The sequence below is a fragment of the Streptomyces spongiae genome (genome assembly GCF_009377185.1).
Classification (GTDB): Bacteria; Actinomycetota; Actinomycetes; order Streptomycetales; family Streptomycetaceae; genus Streptomyces; species Streptomyces spongiae.
Map to the genome: position 1 here is coordinate 1 of NZ_VJZC01000131.1, position 20,411 is coordinate 20,411.

At 70.6% G+C, this 20,411-nt stretch carries 21 protein-coding genes and 2 pseudogenes; 18 read left to right on the forward strand and 5 right to left on the reverse strand.

Annotated elements, in window-relative coordinates:
* The 18 genes and pseudogenes from FNH08_RS19660 to FNH08_RS19740 all read left to right on the forward strand — a co-directional run.
* Positions 1 to 1,194 (forward strand): ATP-grasp domain-containing protein (locus FNH08_RS19660; protein ID WP_152772804.1); only part of this gene is annotated, 1,194 nt, incomplete at its 5' end.
* Positions 1,191 to 2,045, forward strand: coding sequence for a Rossmann-like domain-containing protein (locus FNH08_RS19665; RefSeq protein ID WP_152772805.1), 855 nt, complete (start codon positions 1,191 to 1,193; stop codon positions 2,043 to 2,045). The genes FNH08_RS19660 and FNH08_RS19665, both read left to right, overlap by 4 nt.
* On the forward strand, positions 2,042 to 3,130 hold the full coding sequence (locus FNH08_RS19670) for a PLP-dependent cysteine synthase family protein (protein WP_152772806.1): 1,089 nt from the start codon (positions 2,042 to 2,044) through the stop codon (positions 3,128 to 3,130). The genes FNH08_RS19665 and FNH08_RS19670 overlap by 4 nt, the downstream gene beginning before the upstream one ends.
* Positions 3,127 to 4,185: a dipeptide epimerase gene (locus FNH08_RS19675; protein ID WP_322724872.1), complete on the forward strand. Its 1,059-nt coding sequence runs from the start codon at positions 3,127 to 3,129 to the stop codon at positions 4,183 to 4,185. Before FNH08_RS19670 ends, FNH08_RS19675 begins: the two co-directional genes overlap by 4 nt.
* The gene (locus FNH08_RS19680) at positions 4,169 to 5,431 is read left to right on the forward strand and encodes an MFS transporter (RefSeq protein ID WP_152772807.1); all 1,263 of its coding nucleotides are present in this window, start codon (positions 4,169 to 4,171) and stop codon (positions 5,429 to 5,431) included. The genes FNH08_RS19675 and FNH08_RS19680 overlap by 17 nt, the downstream gene beginning before the upstream one ends.
* 13 nt (positions 5,432 to 5,444) lie before the next feature.
* On the forward strand, positions 5,445 to 6,248 hold the full coding sequence (locus FNH08_RS19685) for a class I SAM-dependent methyltransferase (RefSeq protein WP_152772808.1): 804 nt from the start codon (positions 5,445 to 5,447) through the stop codon (positions 6,246 to 6,248).
* Positions 6,249 to 6,276: 28 nt separating this feature from the next.
* Entirely contained in the window at positions 6,277 to 7,851 is a 1,575-nt protein-coding gene (locus FNH08_RS19690) for an ABC transporter substrate-binding protein (protein ID WP_152772809.1), read from the forward strand.
* Complete coding sequence (locus tag FNH08_RS19695; RefSeq protein WP_322724874.1) at positions 7,848 to 8,801, forward strand: ABC transporter permease; 954 nt, start codon at positions 7,848 to 7,850, stop codon at positions 8,799 to 8,801. The genes FNH08_RS19690 and FNH08_RS19695 overlap by 4 nt, the downstream gene beginning before the upstream one ends.
* Complete coding sequence (locus tag FNH08_RS19700) at positions 8,798 to 9,676, forward strand: ABC transporter permease (RefSeq protein WP_152772811.1); 879 nt, start codon at positions 8,798 to 8,800, stop codon at positions 9,674 to 9,676. The genes FNH08_RS19695 and FNH08_RS19700 overlap by 4 nt, the downstream gene beginning before the upstream one ends.
* Positions 9,673 to 11,265, forward strand: a complete 1,593-nt coding sequence (locus tag FNH08_RS53560; protein ID WP_322724876.1) for an ABC transporter ATP-binding protein — start codon at positions 9,673 to 9,675, stop codon at positions 11,263 to 11,265. Before FNH08_RS19700 ends, FNH08_RS53560 begins: the two co-directional genes overlap by 4 nt.
* 59 nt (positions 11,266 to 11,324) lie before the next feature.
* On the forward strand, positions 11,325 to 11,519 hold the full coding sequence (locus FNH08_RS19710; RefSeq protein WP_152772818.1) for a zinc transporter permease: 195 nt from the start codon (positions 11,325 to 11,327) through the stop codon (positions 11,517 to 11,519).
* 42 nt (positions 11,520 to 11,561) lie between these two features.
* The gene (locus tag FNH08_RS52060) at positions 11,562 to 12,176 is read left to right on the forward strand and encodes an ArsR/SmtB family transcription factor (RefSeq protein WP_228034229.1); all 615 of its coding nucleotides are present in this window, start codon (positions 11,562 to 11,564) and stop codon (positions 12,174 to 12,176) included.
* 195 nt (positions 12,177 to 12,371) lie between these two features.
* Positions 12,372 to 12,557, forward strand: a pseudogene (locus FNH08_RS52065) (hypothetical protein); the annotation flags it as partial.
* A gap of 111 nt (positions 12,558 to 12,668) precedes the next feature.
* Positions 12,669 to 12,905: a hypothetical protein gene (locus FNH08_RS19725; RefSeq protein WP_152772812.1), complete on the forward strand. Its 237-nt coding sequence runs from the start codon at positions 12,669 to 12,671 to the stop codon at positions 12,903 to 12,905.
* A 310-nt stretch (positions 12,906 to 13,215) separates the two neighbouring features.
* Complete coding sequence (locus FNH08_RS52070) at positions 13,216 to 13,431, forward strand: transposase domain-containing protein (protein WP_322724878.1); 216 nt, start codon at positions 13,216 to 13,218, stop codon at positions 13,429 to 13,431.
* Between the two features lie 6 nt (positions 13,432 to 13,437).
* Positions 13,438 to 14,142: an IS4 family transposase gene (locus tag FNH08_RS52075; RefSeq protein ID WP_228034231.1), complete on the forward strand. Its 705-nt coding sequence runs from the start codon at positions 13,438 to 13,440 to the stop codon at positions 14,140 to 14,142.
* A gap of 559 nt (positions 14,143 to 14,701) precedes the next feature.
* Positions 14,702 to 15,904, forward strand: a complete 1,203-nt coding sequence (locus FNH08_RS19735; RefSeq protein WP_152772813.1) for an IS110 family RNA-guided transposase — start codon at positions 14,702 to 14,704, stop codon at positions 15,902 to 15,904.
* Positions 15,905 to 15,956: 52 nt separating this feature from the next.
* Entirely contained in the window at positions 15,957 to 16,178 is a 222-nt protein-coding gene (locus FNH08_RS19740) for a hypothetical protein (RefSeq protein ID WP_152772814.1), read from the forward strand.
* A gap of 603 nt (positions 16,179 to 16,781) precedes the next feature.
* On the opposite strand, the gene FNH08_RS19745 is transcribed toward FNH08_RS19740, so the two are convergent.
* From FNH08_RS19745 to FNH08_RS52080, 5 genes and pseudogenes are all read right to left on the reverse strand, one after another.
* Entirely contained in the window at positions 16,782 to 17,585 is an 804-nt protein-coding gene (locus FNH08_RS19745) for a GntR family transcriptional regulator (protein ID WP_322724880.1), read from the reverse strand.
* 173 nt (positions 17,586 to 17,758) lie between these two features.
* A complete protein-coding gene (locus FNH08_RS19750) occupies positions 17,759 to 18,967 on the reverse strand; it encodes a thiolase family protein (protein WP_152772815.1) in 1,209 nt (402 codons plus the stop codon).
* A complete protein-coding gene (locus FNH08_RS19755; protein ID WP_152772816.1) occupies positions 18,964 to 19,611 on the reverse strand; it encodes a CoA transferase subunit B in 648 nt (215 codons plus the stop codon). Before FNH08_RS19755 ends, FNH08_RS19750 begins: the two co-directional genes overlap by 4 nt.
* Positions 19,611 to 19,991 (reverse strand): annotated as a pseudogene (locus FNH08_RS19760) (CoA transferase subunit A); the annotation flags it as partial. The pseudogene FNH08_RS19760 and the gene FNH08_RS19755, both read right to left, overlap by 1 nt.
* Before the next feature lie 236 nt (positions 19,992 to 20,227).
* Positions 20,228 to 20,411, reverse strand: a 184-nt coding sequence (locus FNH08_RS52080; RefSeq protein ID WP_228034233.1) for a hypothetical protein, incomplete at its 5' end; no start/stop codon positions are given.

Genomic DNA, 20,411 nt, shown 5'->3' on the forward strand with positions numbered 1-20,411 from the left:
ATCCGGGAGGGCGGGCACGATTTCACGTTCCTCACCCGCGATCTGCACCACTACCTCCGCGCGGCGCCCGAGGGGGCAGCGCACCCGCTGCTCGGCGCACGCAACGTGATCACTGTCGACACCAACGACATCGACGCCCTGCTGCTGGAGACCGAGCGGCTACACGAGGCACTGCGCTTCGACGGTGTGATCACTTCCTGCGACTACTACCTGCCGGCCGTGGCGCGGATCGCAGGGCATCTGGGTCTTCCGGGCTCGCCCCCGCAGGCGGTGGAGGACGCCTGCCGCAAGGACGCCACCCGCCGCGTCCTCACCGATGCGGGGGTCCCCGGGCCGCGCTTCGCCGTGCAGGAGGAGTGGGCCGACATCGCCCGGGCTGCGCGGGAGATCGGCTACCCGCTGGTCGTCAAGCCGGTCGACCTGTGCGCGGGCATGTACGTGCGGCGCGTGGACGACGAGGAGCAACTCGCCGCCGCCGTACGGGCGCTGGCTGACTTCCCGGTCAACGCCCGCGGACAGCGCCGGGAGCGCACTGTCCTGCTGGAGGAACTGCTGGACGGCCCCGAGGTGAGCGTCGAGACGGTGTCGCACGCGGGCGCGGTCCACGTGCTGGGCGTGACCGACAAGAGCATCGGCGGGGCGCCCGCGTTCATCGAGACCGGGCACATGTTCCCGGCCGCCCTGCCGGCCGCCGACGTCGAGGCCGCCGAGCAGACCGCCCTTGCCGCGCTCAAGGCCCTCCGCCTGACCGACGGTGTGGTGGCGCACACCGAGATCAAACTGACCCCCGCCGGTCCGCGAGTGGTCGAGGTCAACCCGCGGCCCGCCGGGAACCGCATCACCGAGCTGGTCCGCCATGTGACCGGCATCGATCTGGCCGCGGCCTTCGTGGAGGTGGCTCTCGGCCGCGAACCCGACCTGCGGCACAGCGACACAGGGCTGCGCAGCGCGGCCATCGGCTTCCTCGTGCCGGATACCGCGGGCACCCTCGAGTCACTGGACGGCGGCGAACTCCGCGACGCGCCGAGTGTGCTGGAGATGCAGCTCGCCGCGCCCGGCAAGCAGGTGAAAGCGGCGGGCAGCAACAACGATTACCTCGGGCACGTCATGGCGGGTGACGCCGAAGGGCTGGACGCCCGCGACCGCGTCGAGGTCCTGCTCGGTGAGCTGCGGTCCGGGTTGGTGATCCGATGACCCCCGTCACCGGCATATCCCGCACGGCGACATTCGAGACGTACGATGCTCTGCTGGCTCACGTCCGCGCCGGTGAGCTGGGGCCGGACCCAGCCGCGCAGCGCGTCGCCGTGGCCTTCACCACGCGTCAGGCGGTACGGCACGACCAGCGCAGCACCGGCTACCGCAACGAGGTCCTCAGCCTGCGTCTCGCCGAGGCCGTCGGCTCGTGCGCGGTCGAGCCCGGGGCCCTGCCCGAGGGTGCGGTCGAGGACTGTGCGGGCGCAGACGTGGCCCGCCTGCTGGAGCATCCTCTGCTGCCGGTGCGTGTGGCCGCGCTGGATGCCTATCTGATGCACATTGCCCCGCACACTCCGCGGAGCGGGGCGCGGCCCGTGCCGCTGCCCGCGGGAACATCACTGGAGAAGTCCCGGGCCCGGGCGAAGGTCGTCGTCGAACTGATCGATCTGCCGCCGGGCGCGACCGTACTGGTGGTGGGAGTCGTCAACTCCCTGCTGGAGGCGTTGCGTTCGCGCGGGCTGAGATATCTGCCCTGTGACCTCAAAGGCGGGCTGACCGAGTGGGGTGAGGCGGTCGTCACCGACGCGCTTGCCGAGGCCGGACGCTGCGACGCTCTGCTGGTTTCCGGGATGACGCTGGGCAACGGCACTTTCGAGCCGCTGCGGCGGCACGCGCTGGCGCACGGCAAACAGCTGGTGATGTTCGCCCAGACCGGCAGCGCCGTCCTGCCGCGCTTCCTCGGTCACGGGGTGAGCGCGGTGTGCGCCGAGCCGTATCCCTTCTTCTGGCTCCACGGCGGTCCCGGTACCGTGCACCGCTACGGCGGCCCGTGTCCGGAGCGCGGACGATGACGACGACGGCCGTACGTCCCCTCGCCCGTCCAGAACTCCTCGCCCTGCTCGGCCGCACCCCCCTGGTCCGCATCATGGCCGGCCTGCCCGGTCCGCACCCCGGCTTCTGGGCCAAGCTCGAAGGGCTCGCGGCCGGCGGCATGAAGGCGCGAGCCGCCGTGTCGATGCTGCTGGGGGCCCGTGAACGCGGCGAACTCCGGCCCGGCGCACCGGTGGTGGAGTCCACCTCGGGCACGCTCGGCATCGGGCTCGCCTTCGCGGGCCAGGCCCTCGGTCATCCGGTCGTACTGGTCGGTGACAGTGAACTGGAGCCGAGCATGCGGCAGTTGCTGCGCGCTCATGGTGTGCGGCTGGAGATCGTGGACCGCCCGGCGCCCCGGGGCGGCTGGCAGGCGGCGCGGCTTACCCGGCTGCGGGAGTTGCTCGCGCTACTGCCCGGCGCGTACTGGCCGGACCAGTACAACAACCCCGACAACAGCGCCGGCTACGCCGCCATGGCAGCCGAACTCGTCACCCAGCTGGATCACTTGGACATCCTGGTGTGCAGCGTGGGCACCGGCGGCCACAGCGCGGGCATCATCGGCCCGCTGCGGCGGCGCTGGCCCGCGCTACGGCTGATCGGTGTGGACTCGACCGGCTCCACCATCTTCGGCCAGCCCGCCCGGCCGAGGCTGATGCGCGGCCTGGGCAGCAGCATCCACCCACGCAACGTCGCCTACGACGCCTTCGACGAGGTTCACTGGGTCGGCCCCGCCGAGGCCGTGGACAGCTGCCGCCGCCTGGCCCGCGGCAGTTTCGTCAGCGGCGGCTGGAGCACGGGCGCCGCCGCCCGCGTCGCCGCCTGGGCCGCCCGCGTCCACCCCGGCGCGGTCGTCGCCACCGTCTTCCCCGACGGCCCGCACCGCTACCTCGGCACCGTCTACGACGACGACTTCGCCACGGCCCATGGCCTCGACCCCGCCACGGCGGCCACCCGCCCCGTGGAAATCGCGCACCCGTACGCCGCCGAGGCCACCGGCTGGGTGCGGTGCACCCGCGTCACCGACCCGCTGAAGGCCAACCCCCGTCAGGAAAGGACACCGTGAAGGCCAGCCTTCGCACCGTACGCCTCGAACTCACCGAGCCACTGCGCATCTCCCGCTCCACCATGACCGCCCGCGACGCCGTATGGCTGAGCATCGAACACGATGGAGTGATCGGCCACGGCGAGGCCGTCACCAGCATCTACTACGGGCTCGGCGTCGAGGCTCTGACACGGCTCATCAGCGCCGTCGGCGCGCGACTCGCCCGCTTCCCCGACCCCGAGAGTGCCCTGGAGGCCCTGCGCGCGGGCGAGTTGATCAGCGAGGGCACTTCCCCGGCCGTGACCGCCGCCGTCGAGGCGGCTCTGCTCGACCTCGTCGGAAAGCGGGCGGACCGTCCCGTCCACCGGCTGCTCGGTTCCCGGGAGGCTCCGGTCGCGGCCACCGCCCGCACCATCGGCATCACCTCCCTCACTCACGCGGCAGCACAGGCCCGCCGTCTCGTGGCAAGCGGCTTCGAGATCATCAAAGTCAAGGCGGGAACCTCCGACCCGGAGGACGACGTGGAGCGCGTCCGCGTCATCCGGGACGCCGCGCCCCATGTCCGGCTGCTCCTCGACCCCAACGGCGCCTGGACCACGGCCCAGGCCGAGGCGCTGCTGCCCCGGTTCGCCGACCTCGGCGTCGAGGCCGTCGAGCAGCCCGTCGCACCCGGCGCCCCGGAGGCGCTGGGCACGCTCGCCGAGCGCTCACCGCTGCCGGTCATCGCCGACGAGGACGCCGTCGGCCTGGAGGACGTACGCCGCCTGGCCGGCCGCGTCCAGGGCATCAACGTCAAGCTCGCCAAGTGCGGCGGGGTGCACGCGGCCCTGCGCATCGCCGCGCTGATCGAAGGCAGCGGAACCGAACTGATGCTGGGCTGCCTGACCGCCAGCAGCCTCGGACTCGCGCCCGCCGTCCACCTCGCCGACCGGGCCCGCTGGGCCGACCTCGACGGGCACCTGCTGCTTGCCCACGACCCGTGGACCGGCATCGGCGGCGAGAACGGCGTCGTACGCGCAAGTGACCGTCCCGGCTTGGGAGTTCAGGAGGTGAGGGCATATGAGGACGTGGCGTGAGATGCGCCGTTTCCCGCTCGCCGTCCAGCTCCTGCTGGTCAACCAGCTCGGCGTCAACACCGGCTTCTACCTTCTCATCCCGTACCTCGCCACCCACCTCACCGACAACCTGGGTATGTCGGCGGCCGTCGTCGGCGTCGTGCTCGGCGTGCGCAACCTCAGCCAGCAGGGGCTGTTCATCATCGGCGGCTCCGCCTCCGACCGGCTCGGCGCGCGCGGCGTCATCATCGCCGGCTGTGCCCTGCGCACCGTCGGGTTCTCCCTGTTCGCTCTCGGCGACAACCTGGCCGTGCTTCTCGCCGCGTCCGTCCTCAGCGGGCTCGCCGGGGCACTGTTCAACCCCGCCGTGCGCACCTACATCGCGCAGGAGGCCGCCGAGCGCAGGGCCGAGGCGTTCGCCCTGTTCAACGTGTTCGCCACCACCGGCGCCCTGATCGGCCCTCTGCTGGGCAGCGCGCTGCTGCTCGTGGACTTCCGCACGTCCGCTCTCACCGCCGCCGGGATCTTCGCCGCCCTCACCGTCGCACAGGCCCTCGTGCTGCCGGCCAGGGATGTCGAGCCGGGCAAGGGCACGGTCCTCGCGGACTGGCGCGAGGTACTGGGCAACCGGGTCTTCCTGGCCTTCGCGCTCGCCATGGTCGGCATGTTCACCCTGGAGAACCAGCTGTACCTGCTCCTGCCCGACGGTGCCCGGCAGGCCACCGGCTGGGACGGCGCGGCAGGGCTCGTCTTCCTCGTCGGCACCCTCGCCAATCTGACGCTGCAACTGCGCATCACCCATGCCCTCAAGGAGCGGGGGCACCGGACGCGTTGGATCGCTACGGGCCTGGGGCTCATGGCGCTGGCGTTCCTGCCGCCCGCCGTGGTGACGGTCGGCTCCGGCGGTCCGGACGGCGCGGCCGACGCGGTGCTGCGCGCGCTGCCCGTCCTGGTCGGCGCCCTGCTGCTCTACCTCGGGGTGATGGTCGCCCAGCCGTTCGTGATGGAACTGATCCCCCACTTCGGCCGCCCGGAGCTGACCGGCACCTACTTCGGCATCTTCTACGTGGTCTCCGGCATCGCCGCCGCCGTCGGCAACACCGTCGTCGGCTGGGCCATGGACACCGGGGAGCGGGGCGACGCCGACTGGCTGCCGTGGGCGTGCTGTGCCCTGTTCGGGCTCGTCTCCGCACTGGGCGTGGCCTGGCTCCACCGGCTCGGGTCGCTGCCGACGCCGTCGAAGCCCGCCGTGCCCGCGACGGCCTGAGGGGGGACACCGCATGACTTCTACGACGGCTGCGCACAACCTGCTCACCGACAACCCCGAGCTGTACGAGGCCCGCTTCCCCGACCCCGACCGGCTGGCCGGGCGCTGGACGGAGGACTGCCTGCGGCGGCACGGCACAGGAGAGCGCGTGCTCGACATGGGCTGCGGTACCGGCCGCGACGCCGCCCACCTCCACGGCGCCGGGCGCACGGTCACTGGTGCCGACATCTCCGAGGCGATGCTCGCCCACGCCCGCACCAACCACCCCGGACCCGTTTACGTCCGTGCCGACCTGCACGACTTCGACCTGGGCCGGGGCGTGTTCGACGCCGTCGTGTGCCTGGACAGCGCCCTGCTGTACTGCCACACCAACGACCAGCTCGACGCGTTCTTCCGGTCCTGCCGCCGCGCCCTGGCCCCTGACGGCCTGCTGGTCGCGGAGATGCGCAACGGCGCGTACTTCCTCGGCCGTGTCGACCTGCTCGATGCGCCCGCCGTCAATTCCCTCGCCTGGCAGGGCACCGCCTACCGGTCCCACACCACACTCACCGTGGACCGTACCGCGCAGCTCCTGCGCCGTACGCGCGTATGGACCACTGACGACGGCTCACCGCCCGTCGAACAGCGCTCGGCATGGCGGCTGCTGTTCCCGCAGGAGCTACGGCACTTCCTTGCCACGCACGGCTTCGAGGTCCTCGAACTCCACGACGGGCCCGGCCCACGCACCGAACCTCCCTGGCAGGAGGGCCAGTTGCCCGGCGACACGACGGACGCGGACCGGCTGCACGTCGTCGCACGCCTCACCACTCCCCACTGACCGTCCCCACCACACCCCAAGGAATCCCATGCACGACGAACGCCTGCCCGGCCTGCGCCGCCGCGGCTTCCTCACCGCCACGGGCGCCGCCTCACTCGGCACGCTCGCTCTGACCGGGTGCGGCGGCTCCGGCAGCGAAGGCCCCGACGCCAAGGGCGACGGCACTCCGAAGCGGGGCGGGCGACTGCGCGCCGCGTTCGCGGGCGGCGGCGCGAGTGAGACCCTCGACCCGCACCTGGCCAACCTCTTCGCCGACGCCGCCCGCGCCAAGGCGCTGTACGACAAGCTCGCCGACTACGGCGCCGACCTGTCCGCCCAGCCCCGTCTCGCAGAGAAGTGGGAGGCGAACAAGACGCTGGACCGCTGGCAGGTGACCCTGCGCAAGGCGACCTTCCACGACGGCGAGCCGGTCACCGCCGCCGACGTCCTCTACAGCTACCGCCGCATCGCCGATCCCCAACAGGCGTTCCGCGCCAAGGCTTCCCTGGAGCCCATCGACCTCGACGCCAGCCGGGCCACAGGCCAGCGGAGCATCGAGTTCGTTCTCAAGCGGCCGACCGCCGAGTTCCCCAACGTCCTGGCCGCGTTCGGTGCCTACATCGTCCCGGAGAACGCCTCCGACTTCGACAAGAAGCCGATCGGCTCAGGCCCCTTCCGGTTCGTCGCCTTCACCCCCGGTCGCTCCGCCGTCTTCCGCCGCTACGACGACTACTGGGAGGGCGCCCCGCACCTCGACGAGCTCGAGTTCGTCGTCGCCAACGAGGAGTCCGCCCGCGTCAACGCCCTCCTCGGCGGCCAGGTCGAGTACGCCCACGAACTCGACCCCACCACCGCCCGCGCCCACGAGGGCAAGGGACAGGTCGAGATCGTGCGGCTCCGTAACAGTGCCATGCAGGCGTTCTGCATGAAGACCGACCGCGCCCCCTTCGACGACAAGCGTGTGCGCGAGGCGTTCTTCCTCATCGCCGACCGCAAGGAACTCATCGACGGCGCCCTGTCCGGCGCGGGTGTGATCGGCAACGACCTGTTCGGCAGGGGCTACGAGTACTACGCCGACGGCCTCCCCCAGCGCGCTCAGGACCTCGACCGCGCCCGTTCCCTCCTCAAACAGGCCGGTGCCGAGAACCTGAAGGTCACCCTCGACACCTCGGCCGTCGCCGCCGGGTTCACCGAGGCCGCCAGCATCTTCCGCGACCAGGCGAAGAAGGCGGGCATCACCATCGACGTGAAGATGGGCAGCAAGGACTCCTACTGGGCCGACATCCTCGACAACGGCACCCTGTGCTGCTACCGCTCCGGCGCCATGCCCATCGAGGCCCACATCGCCCAGCGCCTGCTCACCGGCTCCACCACCAATGCCACCAAGTGGCAGCACAAGGACTTCGACGCGCTGTACGAGCAGGCACAGTCCACCCGCGACAAGACCGAACGAGCGGCCGTCTACGAGCGGATGCAGCGCCGTCTGTACGCGGAAGGCGGCTTCCTCATCTGGGGCTTCGCCGACTGGATCATCGGAACGGCCGGCACAGTGAAGGGAGTTGAGGCGAAGGCCCCCGCCAACACACTCGACTGGGCACGCTTCGACAAGGTCTGGCTCACGTGAGCGGACTGCGCTCCTTCCTCGCCCGGCGGCTGCTCCTCGGCGCCCTGCAGACCGTGGCCGTGGTGCTGCTGGTGTTCGCGCTCACCGAGGCGCTGCCGGGCGACGCCGCCGTCGCCCTGGCCGGCGACCAGCCCGACCCCGCCCGGATCGCCGCCATCCGCGAGACCATGCACCTCGACAGGCCCACCCATGAGCGACTCGCCGACTGGGCGACGGGCCTGCTGCACGGTGATCTCGGCACCTCCCTGACCTCCGGCCGCCCGGTCGGCCAGTACATCGCCGACGGCTTCGGCCCGACCCTCCTCCTGGCGACGCTCACCGTGGCACTGCTCGTCCCGATCGGCTTCGGCCTCGGCGTACTCGCCGCCCGCCACGAAGGGCGCCTCGCCGACCGGCTGATCAGCTCGGCCACGCTCGCCGTGTACGCGGTGCCCGAATTCGCCCTCGGCGTGCTGCTGGTGACCGTCCTCGCCCTCCAGCTGGGCTGGCTGCCGCCGACCGCCGTCGGATACGGCACCGACCTGCTCGGCCACCCGGCCGCGCTGGTCCTGCCCGTGCTGGTCCTGCTCTCCCGCCCGGTCTGCTCCCTGTCCCGTCTGGTGCGAGCCGGCATGATCGACGCACTCGCCTCCCCCTACGTGGCCCAGGCCCGCCGCTACGGCATCTCCGGCACCCGCATCCGCTATGCCCACGCCTTGCCGAACGCCCTCGCCCCCGCCGCCCAGCAACTCGCCCGCACCATCGACTGGCTGCTGTGCGGCGTCATCGTCGTGGAGGCGCTCTACGTGATCCCCGGACTCGGGACCGTCTTGCTCAACGCCGTGGCCGAACGCGACGTGCCGGTGGTCCAGGGCCTCGCCGTGGTGTTCGGCGTGCTGACCGTCGTACTGAACCTGGGTGCGGATCTCGTCGCCCACGGTCTCGCACCCCGGGCGGGGGCGGCCGCATGACGAAGCCATGGACAGCCCGCTTCGCCCTCGGCATCTCGGTCGTCGCCGTGCCCCTCGTGCTCGCCCTGCTGGGCCCACTGCTCGTCGGCGAACCAGGAGCACGGACGGCGTCCTTCACCGTCGGCGACGGTCACTGGCTCGGCACGGACTTCGTGGGCCGGGACGTATGGCAGCAGGTGCTGCACGGTGGTCGGCCGGTCGTGCTGACCGCCCTCGCGGCCACCACACTGTCGTATCTCGTCGCGCTCCCCGTCGGCCTGGTGGGCGCGCTCACCCATCGCCGCTGGCTGGAAGAGCTGCTGATGCGTCCCCTGGACGTCCTGCTCGCTGTCCCGTCTCTGCTGCTGATCCTGCTGGCCGCCACCGTGCTCTCCCCCGGCCCCGTCGGTCTGGCCCTGCTGGTGGCATTGGTGAACGTGCCCGACGCGGCCCGGCTCGTACGCGCCGCCGCCACGGAGGCCGCCGCCCGCCCCGCGGTCGAGGCGCTGCGCATGCAGGGCGAGACCTGGTGGAGCATGGCCGTCGGCTACGTCGGCCGTTCCATGCTGCGCACCCTGGCCGCTGACGCGGGAACCCGGCTGACCGGCGTGCTCTACCTGGTCGCCACGGCCGCGTTCCTCGGTGTCGGAGTCGCTCCGGACGCCGCCGACTGGGCGGTCATGGTCGACCGCAACCGCACCGGTCTGTCCGTCCAGCCGTGGGCCGTGGCCGTCCCCGCCCTGCTGATTGTCGCCCTGACCATGGGCACCAACCTCCTCTTCGACGCCGCGCTGGCGAACAACCGCCGAAGCGACCGGGGCCGGGGCCGGGGCACGAAGCTCCCGGACGCGACCAGGACCGCCCACAACCCGGCAGGGAGTGAAGCACGCCCGTGAACCACGCAGACGACACAACGGCTCAGGTCGGCGACACCACCGCTGCGCCCGTGGCCGAGATCCGGAACCTTCGCGTCGAGGTCGGTGGCAGGGCGATCGTCGACGGAGTGAGCCTCAAGGTCCTCCCCGGCAAGGTCACCGCCCTGGTCGGCGCCTCGGGCAGCGGCAAGACCACCACCGGCCTCGCCCTGCTCGGCGAGTACCCGCCCGGCGCCCACGTCGCCGGCGACGTACGCCTGGCAGCCGACGGCCTGGTCGGCTACATCCCCCAGCACCCGGCTGCCGCCCTCAACCCCGCCCGTCGGGTCTCCGCGCTCCTGACGGACATCGCCCGCCCCCAAGTACGCCACCTGCCCCGCGGCCGGCGCCGGACAGCGGCCCGCGAACGCGTTTTGCACGCCCTCGCCCAGGCTCAACTCCCGGACGCAGAGGTCCTGTTGCGCCGCTACCCGCACCAGCTCTCCGGCGGACAGCAGCAACGCGTCGTCCTCGCCCAGGCGCTGCTACTCGGTGCCCAGGCCATCGTCGCCGACGAGCCCACCACCGGTCAGGACGCGCTGACCAAGAGCCGTATCGTCGACCAGTTGGCGGCCGTCGCGGCACATGGCATCGCCGTCGTCCTGCTCAGCCACGACATGGACGTCGTACGGGCGCTCGCCGACGAGGTGAGCGTCATGCGGGCGGGCCGAGTCGTGGAATCGGGCCCTGCGCAGCGTCTGCTGCTCGCACCCCGGCACGAATGGACCCGCGAACTGCTCCGCGAGCAACCAGAGTTCACGAAAATTGGCAGTGCGACCGGGACCGGCCGCCCTGTCCTGCGGATACGCGACCTGACCGCCCATCACCGCAACACCACAGGCGGCACGACCGAGGTACTGCGCCTGACCGAACTCGACCTGCGCGCAGGGGAAAGTCTGGCCGTAGTCGGCCGCTCCGGAAGCGGCAAGACCACCCTCGCCCGCTGCCTGGCCGGACTCCACCGCGACCACGACGGAGAGATCCTCATCGACGGCACACCGCTGCCGCGCAGCCTGCGCGACCGCACCCGCACCCAACTGGCGGCCGTCCAGTACGTCTTCCAGGACCCGCGCGCCGCCTTCGACGAACACCGCCCCGTCCTGCACCAGGTCGCCCGCACCGCGATACGGCTGCGCGGCACTGAGACCTCCGCCGCGACGCAGGAGGCCCTGGCCACATTGACCGGACTCGATCTCCCGGAGCACCTGGTGCGCAGGCGTCCCTGGCAGCTCTCCGGCGGCGAACTCCAGCGCGCGGCCCTCGCCCGCACCTTGCTCGCCCGGCCCCGCGTCCTCATCTGCGACGAGATCACCTCCGGCCTCGACGCGATCACCCGCCGGGGCATCCTCGGCGTCCTCACCACCCTGCTCCACGACCGCGACGACCTGTCCCTCCTCCTGATCACCCACGATCTGGAAACCGCCTCTCTGGCTCACCGCATCGCCGTCCTGGACACCGGCGAACTCATCGAACAGGGACCGGCCCAGCAGGTTCTCACCGCACCGGGCCACCCGTTCACCGTGTCTCTCACGGAGACAGCGACACGGCTGAGGGCGCAAACGGGCGCTTGACCTTCGCGCCGCCGACCCAGGTATGCGAAAGTCGCCATGCATGCACGTGGACACGCGGCCTGCGAGGCGCCAGCCGCAGGCCCTCCGAGAGCACCATCTGGAGCGCCACCACCGAACACCGCACACACGACGACCACCCCCACACCCACGGCGAAGGCTGCGGCCACCTAGCCGTCCCGCACGAGGACCACATCGACTACGTCCACGACGGCCACCGCCACGCCGCCCAGGAGGGCCACTGGGACGACCACTGAGGCAAACCGAAAATCATTGTCACATGCTGATGTGTGCATGTGATGACGACCTACCCGGCAGCCCCGACGGACGAGCCGACACGCGCGCTGTATGCGGCCAGTGACTCCCGAGGGCACTGGCCCGTCCGCACAGGCATCGTGCGCGAGTTGTCCGAGGGCGGGAAGTACGTCCACCAACTGGACGTCTCCCTCGAAGTGAACCAGCCGCTGGTTTCCCAGCGGCTGCGCGTGCTGCGCACCTCTCGCATCGTCACAGCGCAGCGCCAGGCCCGGGAGATCCGGTACGTCCTCACCGAGGATCACGTGGCCACGTGCGGGACGCCATCCGGCACGCCCAGGAGGAGGAGCTCGTCGGTTGAGGTGGGCAACCCGCCGTGGAGCGAAGGCCAAGCGAAGCCGGTCGGACAGCATGCCGTCGTCGGGCATTCCGGCCCGCAGCCACACCCCGACCGCCTTGGCGTCGGCCACCGTGACGACCGGCCACACGCACACGACAGCAGCGGTGGATCTGCGGTCCACCCTGCACGGCAGCACGGCCGCATGCGAGGCCCGAACAGGTCACCTCATCTGCCGCCCTCTTGTAAGTTGCGCGTGCGTATCCACTCCAGAGGCGGCACGGGGCTGCGGATGGCCCGTCTCGGGGCAGGCAGGCTGTGACGATGTGAGTGCTCACGCAGAGTGGCGCGCTGGTGCGCGGATGGCCAGGGCGGGAGTGTGCTGTTGTCCCCGTTCAGGACGAACTGCATAGCGATAGAGATACTTGTGCTGTGCGGGCGAACGCTCAGGTCGGCGCAGCTGACAGGGCGTTGCTCGGGTCGATGAGAACGCTCGGCATATCTATCTGCTCGATGAGCCGCCCTGCTGGACGGCGACCCGGCCACAGGCTGGTCCAACGCCTTCGCCGCGGCGGCCACCGCCCTGCTGCCCGCGTTCGACGGGGCCCGGCCCAAGGACTGGGTCTCGGTGGACTACGGGCGCACCCGGGACTTCGACCGGGCGGAGGTGTCCTTCACGGTCGACGCCACGCACAACCTGCCGGTGTGACCTGCAGCAGCCCATCGTCGACCCTGAGACGACCTTGCTTGCTCTGTCCTCTGCTGGTTGAGCCGCCGCACCGTTCCGCAACGATCCACACATCGAGGAGCCTCCGTGAAGAAGCACCGAGTCATTCGATCTCCGCTCCTCATCTCCGACGGCACGAACGCGGCACCCCTCCAGCAGAGCGTCGGCACCGCCTCGATTGTCTACACCTATGACGCACCTCCTGGGCACTATGACGTCATCGACACCGCCGCCGGGCAAGTCGTCCGCCGCACCTTCACGGTCAACGTGCGAACCCCGAGTCGCAGCGAAACGGATTTGCAGGGCCCGGAAGGCCGGGGCTGAACCTGACGTTCAGCGGCCCAGCCCCAGCAGTTTGATCCGTCGAACTCGTTCCCGCCGCACCCTCGACGCAGCGCTTGTTCTTGCTCGACGACTCAACCGTCACTGACCAGCCGACGTTCCCCCGTTATGTTCTTCGCGGTCCTGCAAGAGGGCCGCTGGCCTCCGGGCCCGGCATGGCTGTTCCCCCCTGTCGAAGGCATGACAATGCCGTTGCTTTTGGGGTGTGTGGGGTGTTGAGCCGTGCGTGTTGGTGTCGCGTCTGGAGCGGCTGGGGTTGGGGATCCTGACTCGGTCGTGTCCTGCTGAGCTCGTGGACCAGGTCGTTGCCGAGGCCGGGTGCGTGGAGAAGCGCCGGCGTGTGCTGTCGGCCCGGTTCACGGTGTACTTCGTGCTTGCACTGTGCCTGTTTCCGCAGGCCGACTACCTGGAGGTCTTGCGGCTGGTGAAGGTCGGCGAGCCCATACTTCGGCCGTGGGCCGGGGTGAACAAGTCATCTCTGACACGGGCGAGGCAGCGTCTGGGCTGACCGGTGATGCGAGAGCTGTTCCGGGCCGTGGCCCAGCCGCTGGGCCGGAGCACGGAACTCTTCCACGGGCTGCGAGTCCTGGCCCTGGACGGAATGCTGCTGGCGGTCCCCGACTCGGCCCACAACCGGGAGACGTTCGGCAAGTCCGGCTCGCAACGCAATCCGATGGGTTATCCGCAGGCCCGGGTGGTCGCGGTGACGGAGTGTTCCTCGCACGCGGTACTGGACGCGGTGATCGGCGGCTGGAAAGACTCCGAGCGGATCGTGTCCGACGAACTGGAAGCCCACATCGGGGCCGGGACACTGGTCCTGGCCGACCGCGGTCTATGGGGCCTGGCCCGCTGGCACCGCTTTCGCAACCGGGGTGCCCACCTGCTGTGGAGGATCGAGCGCCGGGCCGCCCGCAGGGTCCAGGACGTCCTGCCGGACGGGAGTTATCTGGCCCTGATCCAGGCGAACAAGCACGCCAAGGCCGCCGGAACCGTCAAAGCTCCGCCAGCTCTGGTGAGGGTGATCGAGTACCGCGTCGACGGCCAGACGGACGTGATCCGGCTTGTCACCAGCCTGATCGACCATGAGGAGTATCCAGCCGCCGAACTCGCCACCCTCTATGCCCGGCGTTGGGAGATCGAGATCGTTTTCGATGAGATCAAGACTCACCAGCGCGGCAGACCGGTCCTGCGCTCGCAGACCCCGGACGGGGTCAGGTAGGAGATCTATCCCCACCTGATCGTCCACCACGCGACCCGCGACCTGCTCAACGAGGTGGCCCGGATCGCGCAGACTTCCGCCGAGCGGACATCGTTTACCCGGGCCCTGCATGTTGTCCGCCGTTCGGTGATCGCGCCGTGCGGCTTTTCCCCCTCAGCCCGGAATCATGACCGCCTTCTCGGCCTCGCCGAGATCCGCTGGTCCCTGCTGCCACGACGACGCTCACGCGACTGCCCCCGCAAACTTAAGTCGTCGATCACCCCGTTCAGCAGCAAGGCCCCCGACGAACCTGCCAGTCACCGCCGTCCACCAGCCGTCATCACCGTGAACCACAGATGGCAGTAACCACCAAAAGCAACGGCATTGGAAGGCATGACCTGGGGGGTGGTGTCACCGGGTCCGGGAGGCGCCGTTGGAGACGCTGATGAGAGGTCCGACTACCGCCTGGCCTGGCGCAATGCCCGGCCGCTCGCGGGCGGCAGGTCTGCATAACGTGGATGCGCGCATACGGCGCCGAAGCCCTGGCCGGCACCGCACTGACACCATTCGGGAGGATGAGTTGGACGACATCGACGACGTGGGCGTCTTCCTCGGTCTGGACGTCGGCAAGAGCGCCCATCACGGGCACGGGCTGACCCCGGCGGGCAAGAAGGTCTTCGACAAGCAGCTGCCCAACAGCGAGCCTAAGCTGCGGGCCGTCTTCGACAAGCTGGCCGGGAAGTTCGGCACCGTGCTGGTGATCGTGGACCAGCCGGCCTCGATCGGGGCCCTGCCCCTGACCGTCGCCAGGGACGCCGGCTGCAAGGTTGCCTACCTGCCCGGTCTGTCCATGCGGCGGATCGCCGACCTCTACCCGGGCGAGGCGAAGACCGACTCGAAGGACGCCGCGGTGATCGCGGACGCCGCCCGGACCATGCCGCACACCTTGCGCTCGCTGGAACTGACCGACGAGATCACCGCCGAACTGACGGTCCTGGTCGGCTTCGACCAGGACCTGGCGGCCGAGGCAACCCGCACCTCCAACCGGATACGCGGCCTGCTCACCCAGTTCCACCCCAGCCTGGAACGCGTCCTCGGCCCCCGTTTGGAACACCAGGCCGTGACCTGGCTGCTGGAACGCTACGGATCCCCAGCCGCGCTGCGCAAAGCCGGTCGCCGCAGGCTCGTTGAGGTGATCCGGCCCAGGGCTCCGCGCATGGCCCAGCGGCTGATCGACGAGGTCTTCGACGCGCTCGACGAGCAGACCGTCGTCGTCCCTGGGACGGGCACGCTCGATGTCGTGATCCCGTCGCTGGCCCGCTCGCTCACGGCCGTCCACGAACAGCGGCGAGCTCTGGAAGCGCAGATCGGGCAGTTGCTGGAGGCTCACCCTCTTTCCCCGGTCCTGACCTCGATGCCAGGGGTCGCGGTCAGGACCGCCGCAGTCCTGCTGGTCACCGTCGGCGACGGCACCAGCTTCCCCACCGCCGCCCACCTCGCCTCCTACGCCGTCCTCGCCCCGACGACGAAGTCGTCGGGGACCTCGATCCACGGCGAATACGCGCCCAGAGGCGGCAACCGGCAGCTCAAACGCGCGCTGTTCCTCTCCGCGTTCGCCGCCCTGCACGATCCCGCCTCCAGCACCTACTACGACCGCTGCCGGGCTCGGGGGAAGAGCCACACACAAGCCCTCATCCGCCTGGCCCGCCACCGCATCAGCGTGCTGTTCGCCATGCTCCGAGACGGCACCTTCTACGAACCCCGAACCCCACACCTCGCTTGACGAAAGACATAGAGGCACCCCCCCGTGACTGGCCGGCCGCCCGGCACCGCGAGTGGCGAACCGGGCCACCGCCCTGCTCCTCCTGGGCGACGAGGACGGGTGGCGGGCCGCCAACGAGATCCAGAAGGCCGCCCTCGCAACCGGCGCCACCGGCTACGGCCCCCGACTCTCCCCGCGAGAACGGCAGGTCGTGGCGCTCGTCGCACAGGGAATGACAGCGCTCGAGACCGGGGTGCTGTCGGTGGAGTCCGAAGAGTCGGCACCGCGCGGCTAATTTTTCAGTCGACTGCCCGATCGCCCCACAGCCCGGCCGTCCCGGACGCTTGTGTGTCATGCGAGTCGACCCACACAGCCAGCCGCGCCACCCCGGACATGACGCGCAGGACGCGCAAGGCGAGCCGGGCGATCCCTGTCCGCCCGACCTGCCCGACAGCCCCGAGTCTCGGCCTTCAGCGGGCAGGTACCCGGGACGCCACCGTCCTGCCGACGGCCACGGGTGAAGGTTGCCACGCCCAGGCAAACGCCCCGCGCCCGGACAGGCAACACGAGAACGGAGTGGACCCCGTCGTCGCGTACCCGCCGCGGGTTCTCGTCGGCCGAGGCGCCGACAACGTCCGTCGTCTGGCGGACCAGGGCTACGTGGAGCAGGTACGCCACGAAAGAGATCGCCGGCGCACCATCCTGTACCTCACACCGGACGGCACACGGTTGCTGGAAGAACTCATCCCGCCCACCCGGCGCATCAACCAGCAGATGCTGGATGTCCTGGCCCCCAGGACGGGGCCACAGCACTGCGGTTGCTCAAGACCCTGGCCGAGGCTGACCTTTCCTGACGCTTCTCGGGGCCGACCGTTGCTCGACAGCCGGAGCACCGGCGTCATGCCTGACCGTTGCCGGCGATCCCCAGGGCCGTCCGAGTGGCCGTGGGTTCGTACTCGGGGGCGATGTCCGCCAGCACGCTCAGAGCGGTGCGCGCCAGATGACGGGCGACCACACGCGCGGCTTCGGCCGGGTCGCTCTGGCGCAGTGCCTCCAGGAGCGCCTCGTGCTCCGCGTATGCCTTGCCCCATGAGGCGGGCGCGCCCAGCTGAGCCAGGCGGATGTAGCGCTCGCTGTGTTCGCCGAGCGAGGCGATCATGCGCTGTAGATGTGGCCCCACCGCCTGGGTGGCGATGCTGTGGAACTCGTGGTGCGCCGCGTGCCACTCGTCCGGCTGGTCGTCGACCACCAGCCCCTGCATCCGTTTCAGGGCATCGCTCATGCGCTCGATGTCCTCGCCCGTGAACGACTTGGCCGTCATGCTGACGGCCAGCGTTTCGAGCATGATGCGGGCCCCGTAGACAGCGTCGAGGTCCTCGGGGTCCACCGACCGCACCCGCGCTCGCTGGTCGGGCCGGGCGTCGATGAGCCCCTCTTCCTGGAGCAGCCGGAACGCCTCGCGCATGGGTGTGCGGCTGACACCCAGCCTCCGGGCCATTTCGGCCTGTAGCAATACGGATCCCGGTGGCAGCTCGCCGTTGAGGATCATGGTGCGCAGCCGCCCGTGGACGTCGAGAGCCAGTCGGCGCCCGCCCGCGGCGACGGCTGGACTTCCGCCCGGAGGCACTGCCTGGACCGACCCCTCGCTTCCGTCGTCGGCCGACTGCTGTGCCTCGGGGGACGTGTTCCTGCTCCTGCTCACGCAAGGATTCTACCCAGTGTGTATGCAGCCGATTCGAGCAACCCCCTCAACTCCGGGGTGATGCCTCGCCTGACTCCCGCCTCCTGGGCTTGTACGACGCGCTACTGTATCCACCTGTTCGGTCTTACCCAAGGCCATGGCCTCGTCGGCCGGACCGGCCGGCGGCTTGTGATTCATCGCTCGAGAACGACGGCAAGGCCTTGCCCAACGCCGATGCACAGGGCCGCCACACCGAGGCCCGAGCCCGCGGCGGCGAGCTGGTGGGCGACGGCGCCGGCCAGCCGGGCGCCGGACGCGCCCAGAGGGTGGCCGATGGCGATGGCCCCGCCACGCGGGTTGAGGATCGCGGGATCGAACTCCGGCCATTCGGCCACGCACCCCAGTACCTGGGCGGCGAACGCCTCGTTCAACTCGATGACGTCCAGGTCGGCGAAGGCGCGGCCTGCTTTGGCCAGCGCCCGGTTGACCGCTTCGACGGGCCCGAGGCCGAAGTACTGGGGGTCGATGGCGGTCACGGCGCAGGTGGTGACCCGGGCCAATGGTTCACGGCCGGTCGCCCTGAGACCCTCGTCGTCCGTGAGCAGGAGGGCGGCGGCGCCGTCGTTGAGGGGCGAGGCGTTGCCCGCGGTGACGGTGCCCCCCGCGGGGCGGAAGGACGGCTTGAGCCTCGCTATCGCCTGCGGGGACGCGTTCTCACGTACGCACTCGTCGCGGGCGAGGAGCACCGGATCGCCCTTGCGCTGCGGAACCGGGACCGGTGCGACCTCGGCGTCGTACAGTCCGTCCTTCCAGGCCGTGGTGGCCTTCTCGTGACTGTTGAGCGCGTACGCGTCCTGCTTCTCACGGCTGATGCCGTGCTTCTCCGCGATCAGTTCCGCGCTCTCCCCCAGCGGGACGGTCCACTGCGGCGGCATCGCGGGGTTGACCATGCGCCAGCCGAGCGTGGAGGAGCACAGCTCGGTATGTCCGGCCGGGAAGGGGCGGTCGTTCTTGGGCAGGACGTAGGGCGCGCGGGTCATCGACTCGACGCCGCCCGCCACGGCGATGGACGCGTCGCCGAGCGCGATGGCCCGTGAAGCCTGGACGACGGCCTCCAGACCGGAGGCGCACAGCCGGTTGACGGTGACACCGGGCACGGTCACCGGCAGACCGGCCAGCAGCCCCGCCATGCGCGCCACATTGCGGTTCTCCTCACCGGCACCGTTGGCGTTGCCGAGGAATACGTCGTCGACCCGCGCCGGATCGAGGCCAGGAGAGCGGTCCAGCAGGGACCGTACGACATGGGCGGCCAGGTCGTCGGGACGCACGGCCGCCAGACCACCGCCGTACTTACCGACTGGCGTACGCACCGCGTCGACGACGTAGACATCACGCGGGCTCATCGGCCGGCCCCTTCTGCGATATGGATCTTCGGCTCGGTGTGTTCCCGCACCTTGTCGGCGGTGACGCCGGGAGCCGTTTCGACCAGTACGAGGCCGTCGTCGGTCACGTCCAGCACGGCGAGGTCGGTGATGACACGGTGCACGCAGCGCCTGCCGGTCAGCGGCAGGGAGCAGTCTTCGACGATCTTGGGGCTGCCGTCCTTGGCGGTGTGGGTCATCACGACGAGGACGGTGCGGGCCCCGTGGACCAGGTCCATGGCGCCGCCTATGCCGGTGACCAGCCTGCCCGGGACCGCCCAGTTCGCCAGGTCACCTGACGCGGAGACCTGCATGGCGCCGAGTACGGCGACGTCGATGTGTCCGCCGCGGATCATCCCGAAGGACAGCGCCGAGTCGAAGAACGAGGCCCCGGGCAGGACCGTCACGGTCTCCTTGCCGGCGTTGATCAGGTCCGGGTCGACCTCGTCCTCGGTGGGATAGGGGCCGGTGCCGAGAATGCCGTTCTCTGATTCGAGGGTCACCTCCACACCGTGCGGCAGGTGGTTGGGTATCAGCGTCGGCAGTCCGATGCCGAGGTTCACGTACTGGCCGTCCCGCAGTTCGCGTGCGGCTCGGGCGGCCATCTCCGTGCGGCTCCACGCCATCAATGCCCCACCGCCTGCTGCCCGCTGGGCACGGAAACCGTGCGTTGTTCGATCATCTTTTCCGCGGCCTCCTGGGGGGTGAGGGCAATGATTCGCTGTACGAAGATCCCCGGCAGTTGCACCGCATCCGGGTCGATCTCTCCGGGCTCGACCAACTCCTCGACCTCGGCGATCGTCACCCGTCCCGCCATGGCCGCGACGGGGTTGAAGTTGCGCGACGACTTGCCGAAGACGAGGTTGCCGTGCCGGTCGCCCTTGGCCGCGCGCACGAGCGCGAAGTCGGTGCGGATCGCGCGCTCCAGTACGTATGCGGTGCCGTCGAACTCCCGCACTTCCTTGGGGGGCGAGGCCAGCGCGACCTGGCCCGGGCCGTCGTACCTGGCGAGGGCGACCAGTGCGGCCGACACGCTCTCCGGCCGCAGGTGAGCTGTCCGGCCGCCCGCGGCAGCCTCGCCGCGGGCGCGCATTCCGAGCCTGGCGAGGATGGTGGTCGCGACCGCAGGGCCTTGTCCCCGGCGTACTCCCCGACGACGACACGGCTCGCCGCGAGGCGCATCGGGAGGTCGACCGGCTCGAGGGGAGGAGCGTCCTCAGCCGCACCGCCGCGATCTCCCGCTCACCCCGCCAGCTCGTGCGCCACGGCGGTGTCCGGAGCGTCAGCCAGGACCAGGACGCAGCCGGCGGCGGCCGGTTCGGGGATGACGGCAAGTACCTGCTGGGCAGCCCCACCGAGCCCAAGGCGTCCGGAGCTGGACGTACCGGACGGGAGCCGGAGCCGACCCCGGCGGCCGGGTCGGCCG

Excerpts from the sequence above, each read along its gene's own strand:
- FNH08_RS19670 (WP_152772806.1), top strand. The coding sequence starts at position 2,042 with ATGACGACGACGGCCGTACGTCCCCTCGCCCGTCCAGAACTCCTCGCC.
- FNH08_RS19755 (WP_152772816.1), bottom strand. The coding sequence starts at position 19,611 with ATGGCGTGGAGCCGCACGGAGATGGCCGCCCGAGCCGCACGCGAACTG.
- FNH08_RS52060 (WP_228034229.1), top strand. The coding sequence starts at position 11,562 with ATGACGACCTACCCGGCAGCCCCGACGGACGAGCCGACACGCGCGCTG.
- FNH08_RS19665 (WP_152772805.1), top strand. The coding sequence starts at position 1,191 with ATGACCCCCGTCACCGGCATATCCCGCACGGCGACATTCGAGACGTAC.
- FNH08_RS19700 (WP_152772811.1), top strand. The coding sequence starts at position 8,798 with ATGACGAAGCCATGGACAGCCCGCTTCGCCCTCGGCATCTCGGTCGTC.
- FNH08_RS19680 (WP_152772807.1), top strand. The coding sequence starts at position 4,169 with ATGAGGACGTGGCGTGAGATGCGCCGTTTCCCGCTCGCCGTCCAGCTC.
- FNH08_RS19690 (WP_152772809.1), top strand. The coding sequence starts at position 6,277 with ATGCACGACGAACGCCTGCCCGGCCTGCGCCGCCGCGGCTTCCTCACC.
- FNH08_RS19685 (WP_152772808.1), top strand. The coding sequence starts at position 5,445 with ATGACTTCTACGACGGCTGCGCACAACCTGCTCACCGACAACCCCGAG.
- FNH08_RS19750 (WP_152772815.1), bottom strand. The coding sequence starts at position 18,967 with ATGAGCCCGCGTGATGTCTACGTCGTCGACGCGGTGCGTACGCCAGTC.
- FNH08_RS52075 (WP_228034231.1), top strand. The coding sequence starts at position 13,438 with ATGCGAGAGCTGTTCCGGGCCGTGGCCCAGCCGCTGGGCCGGAGCACG.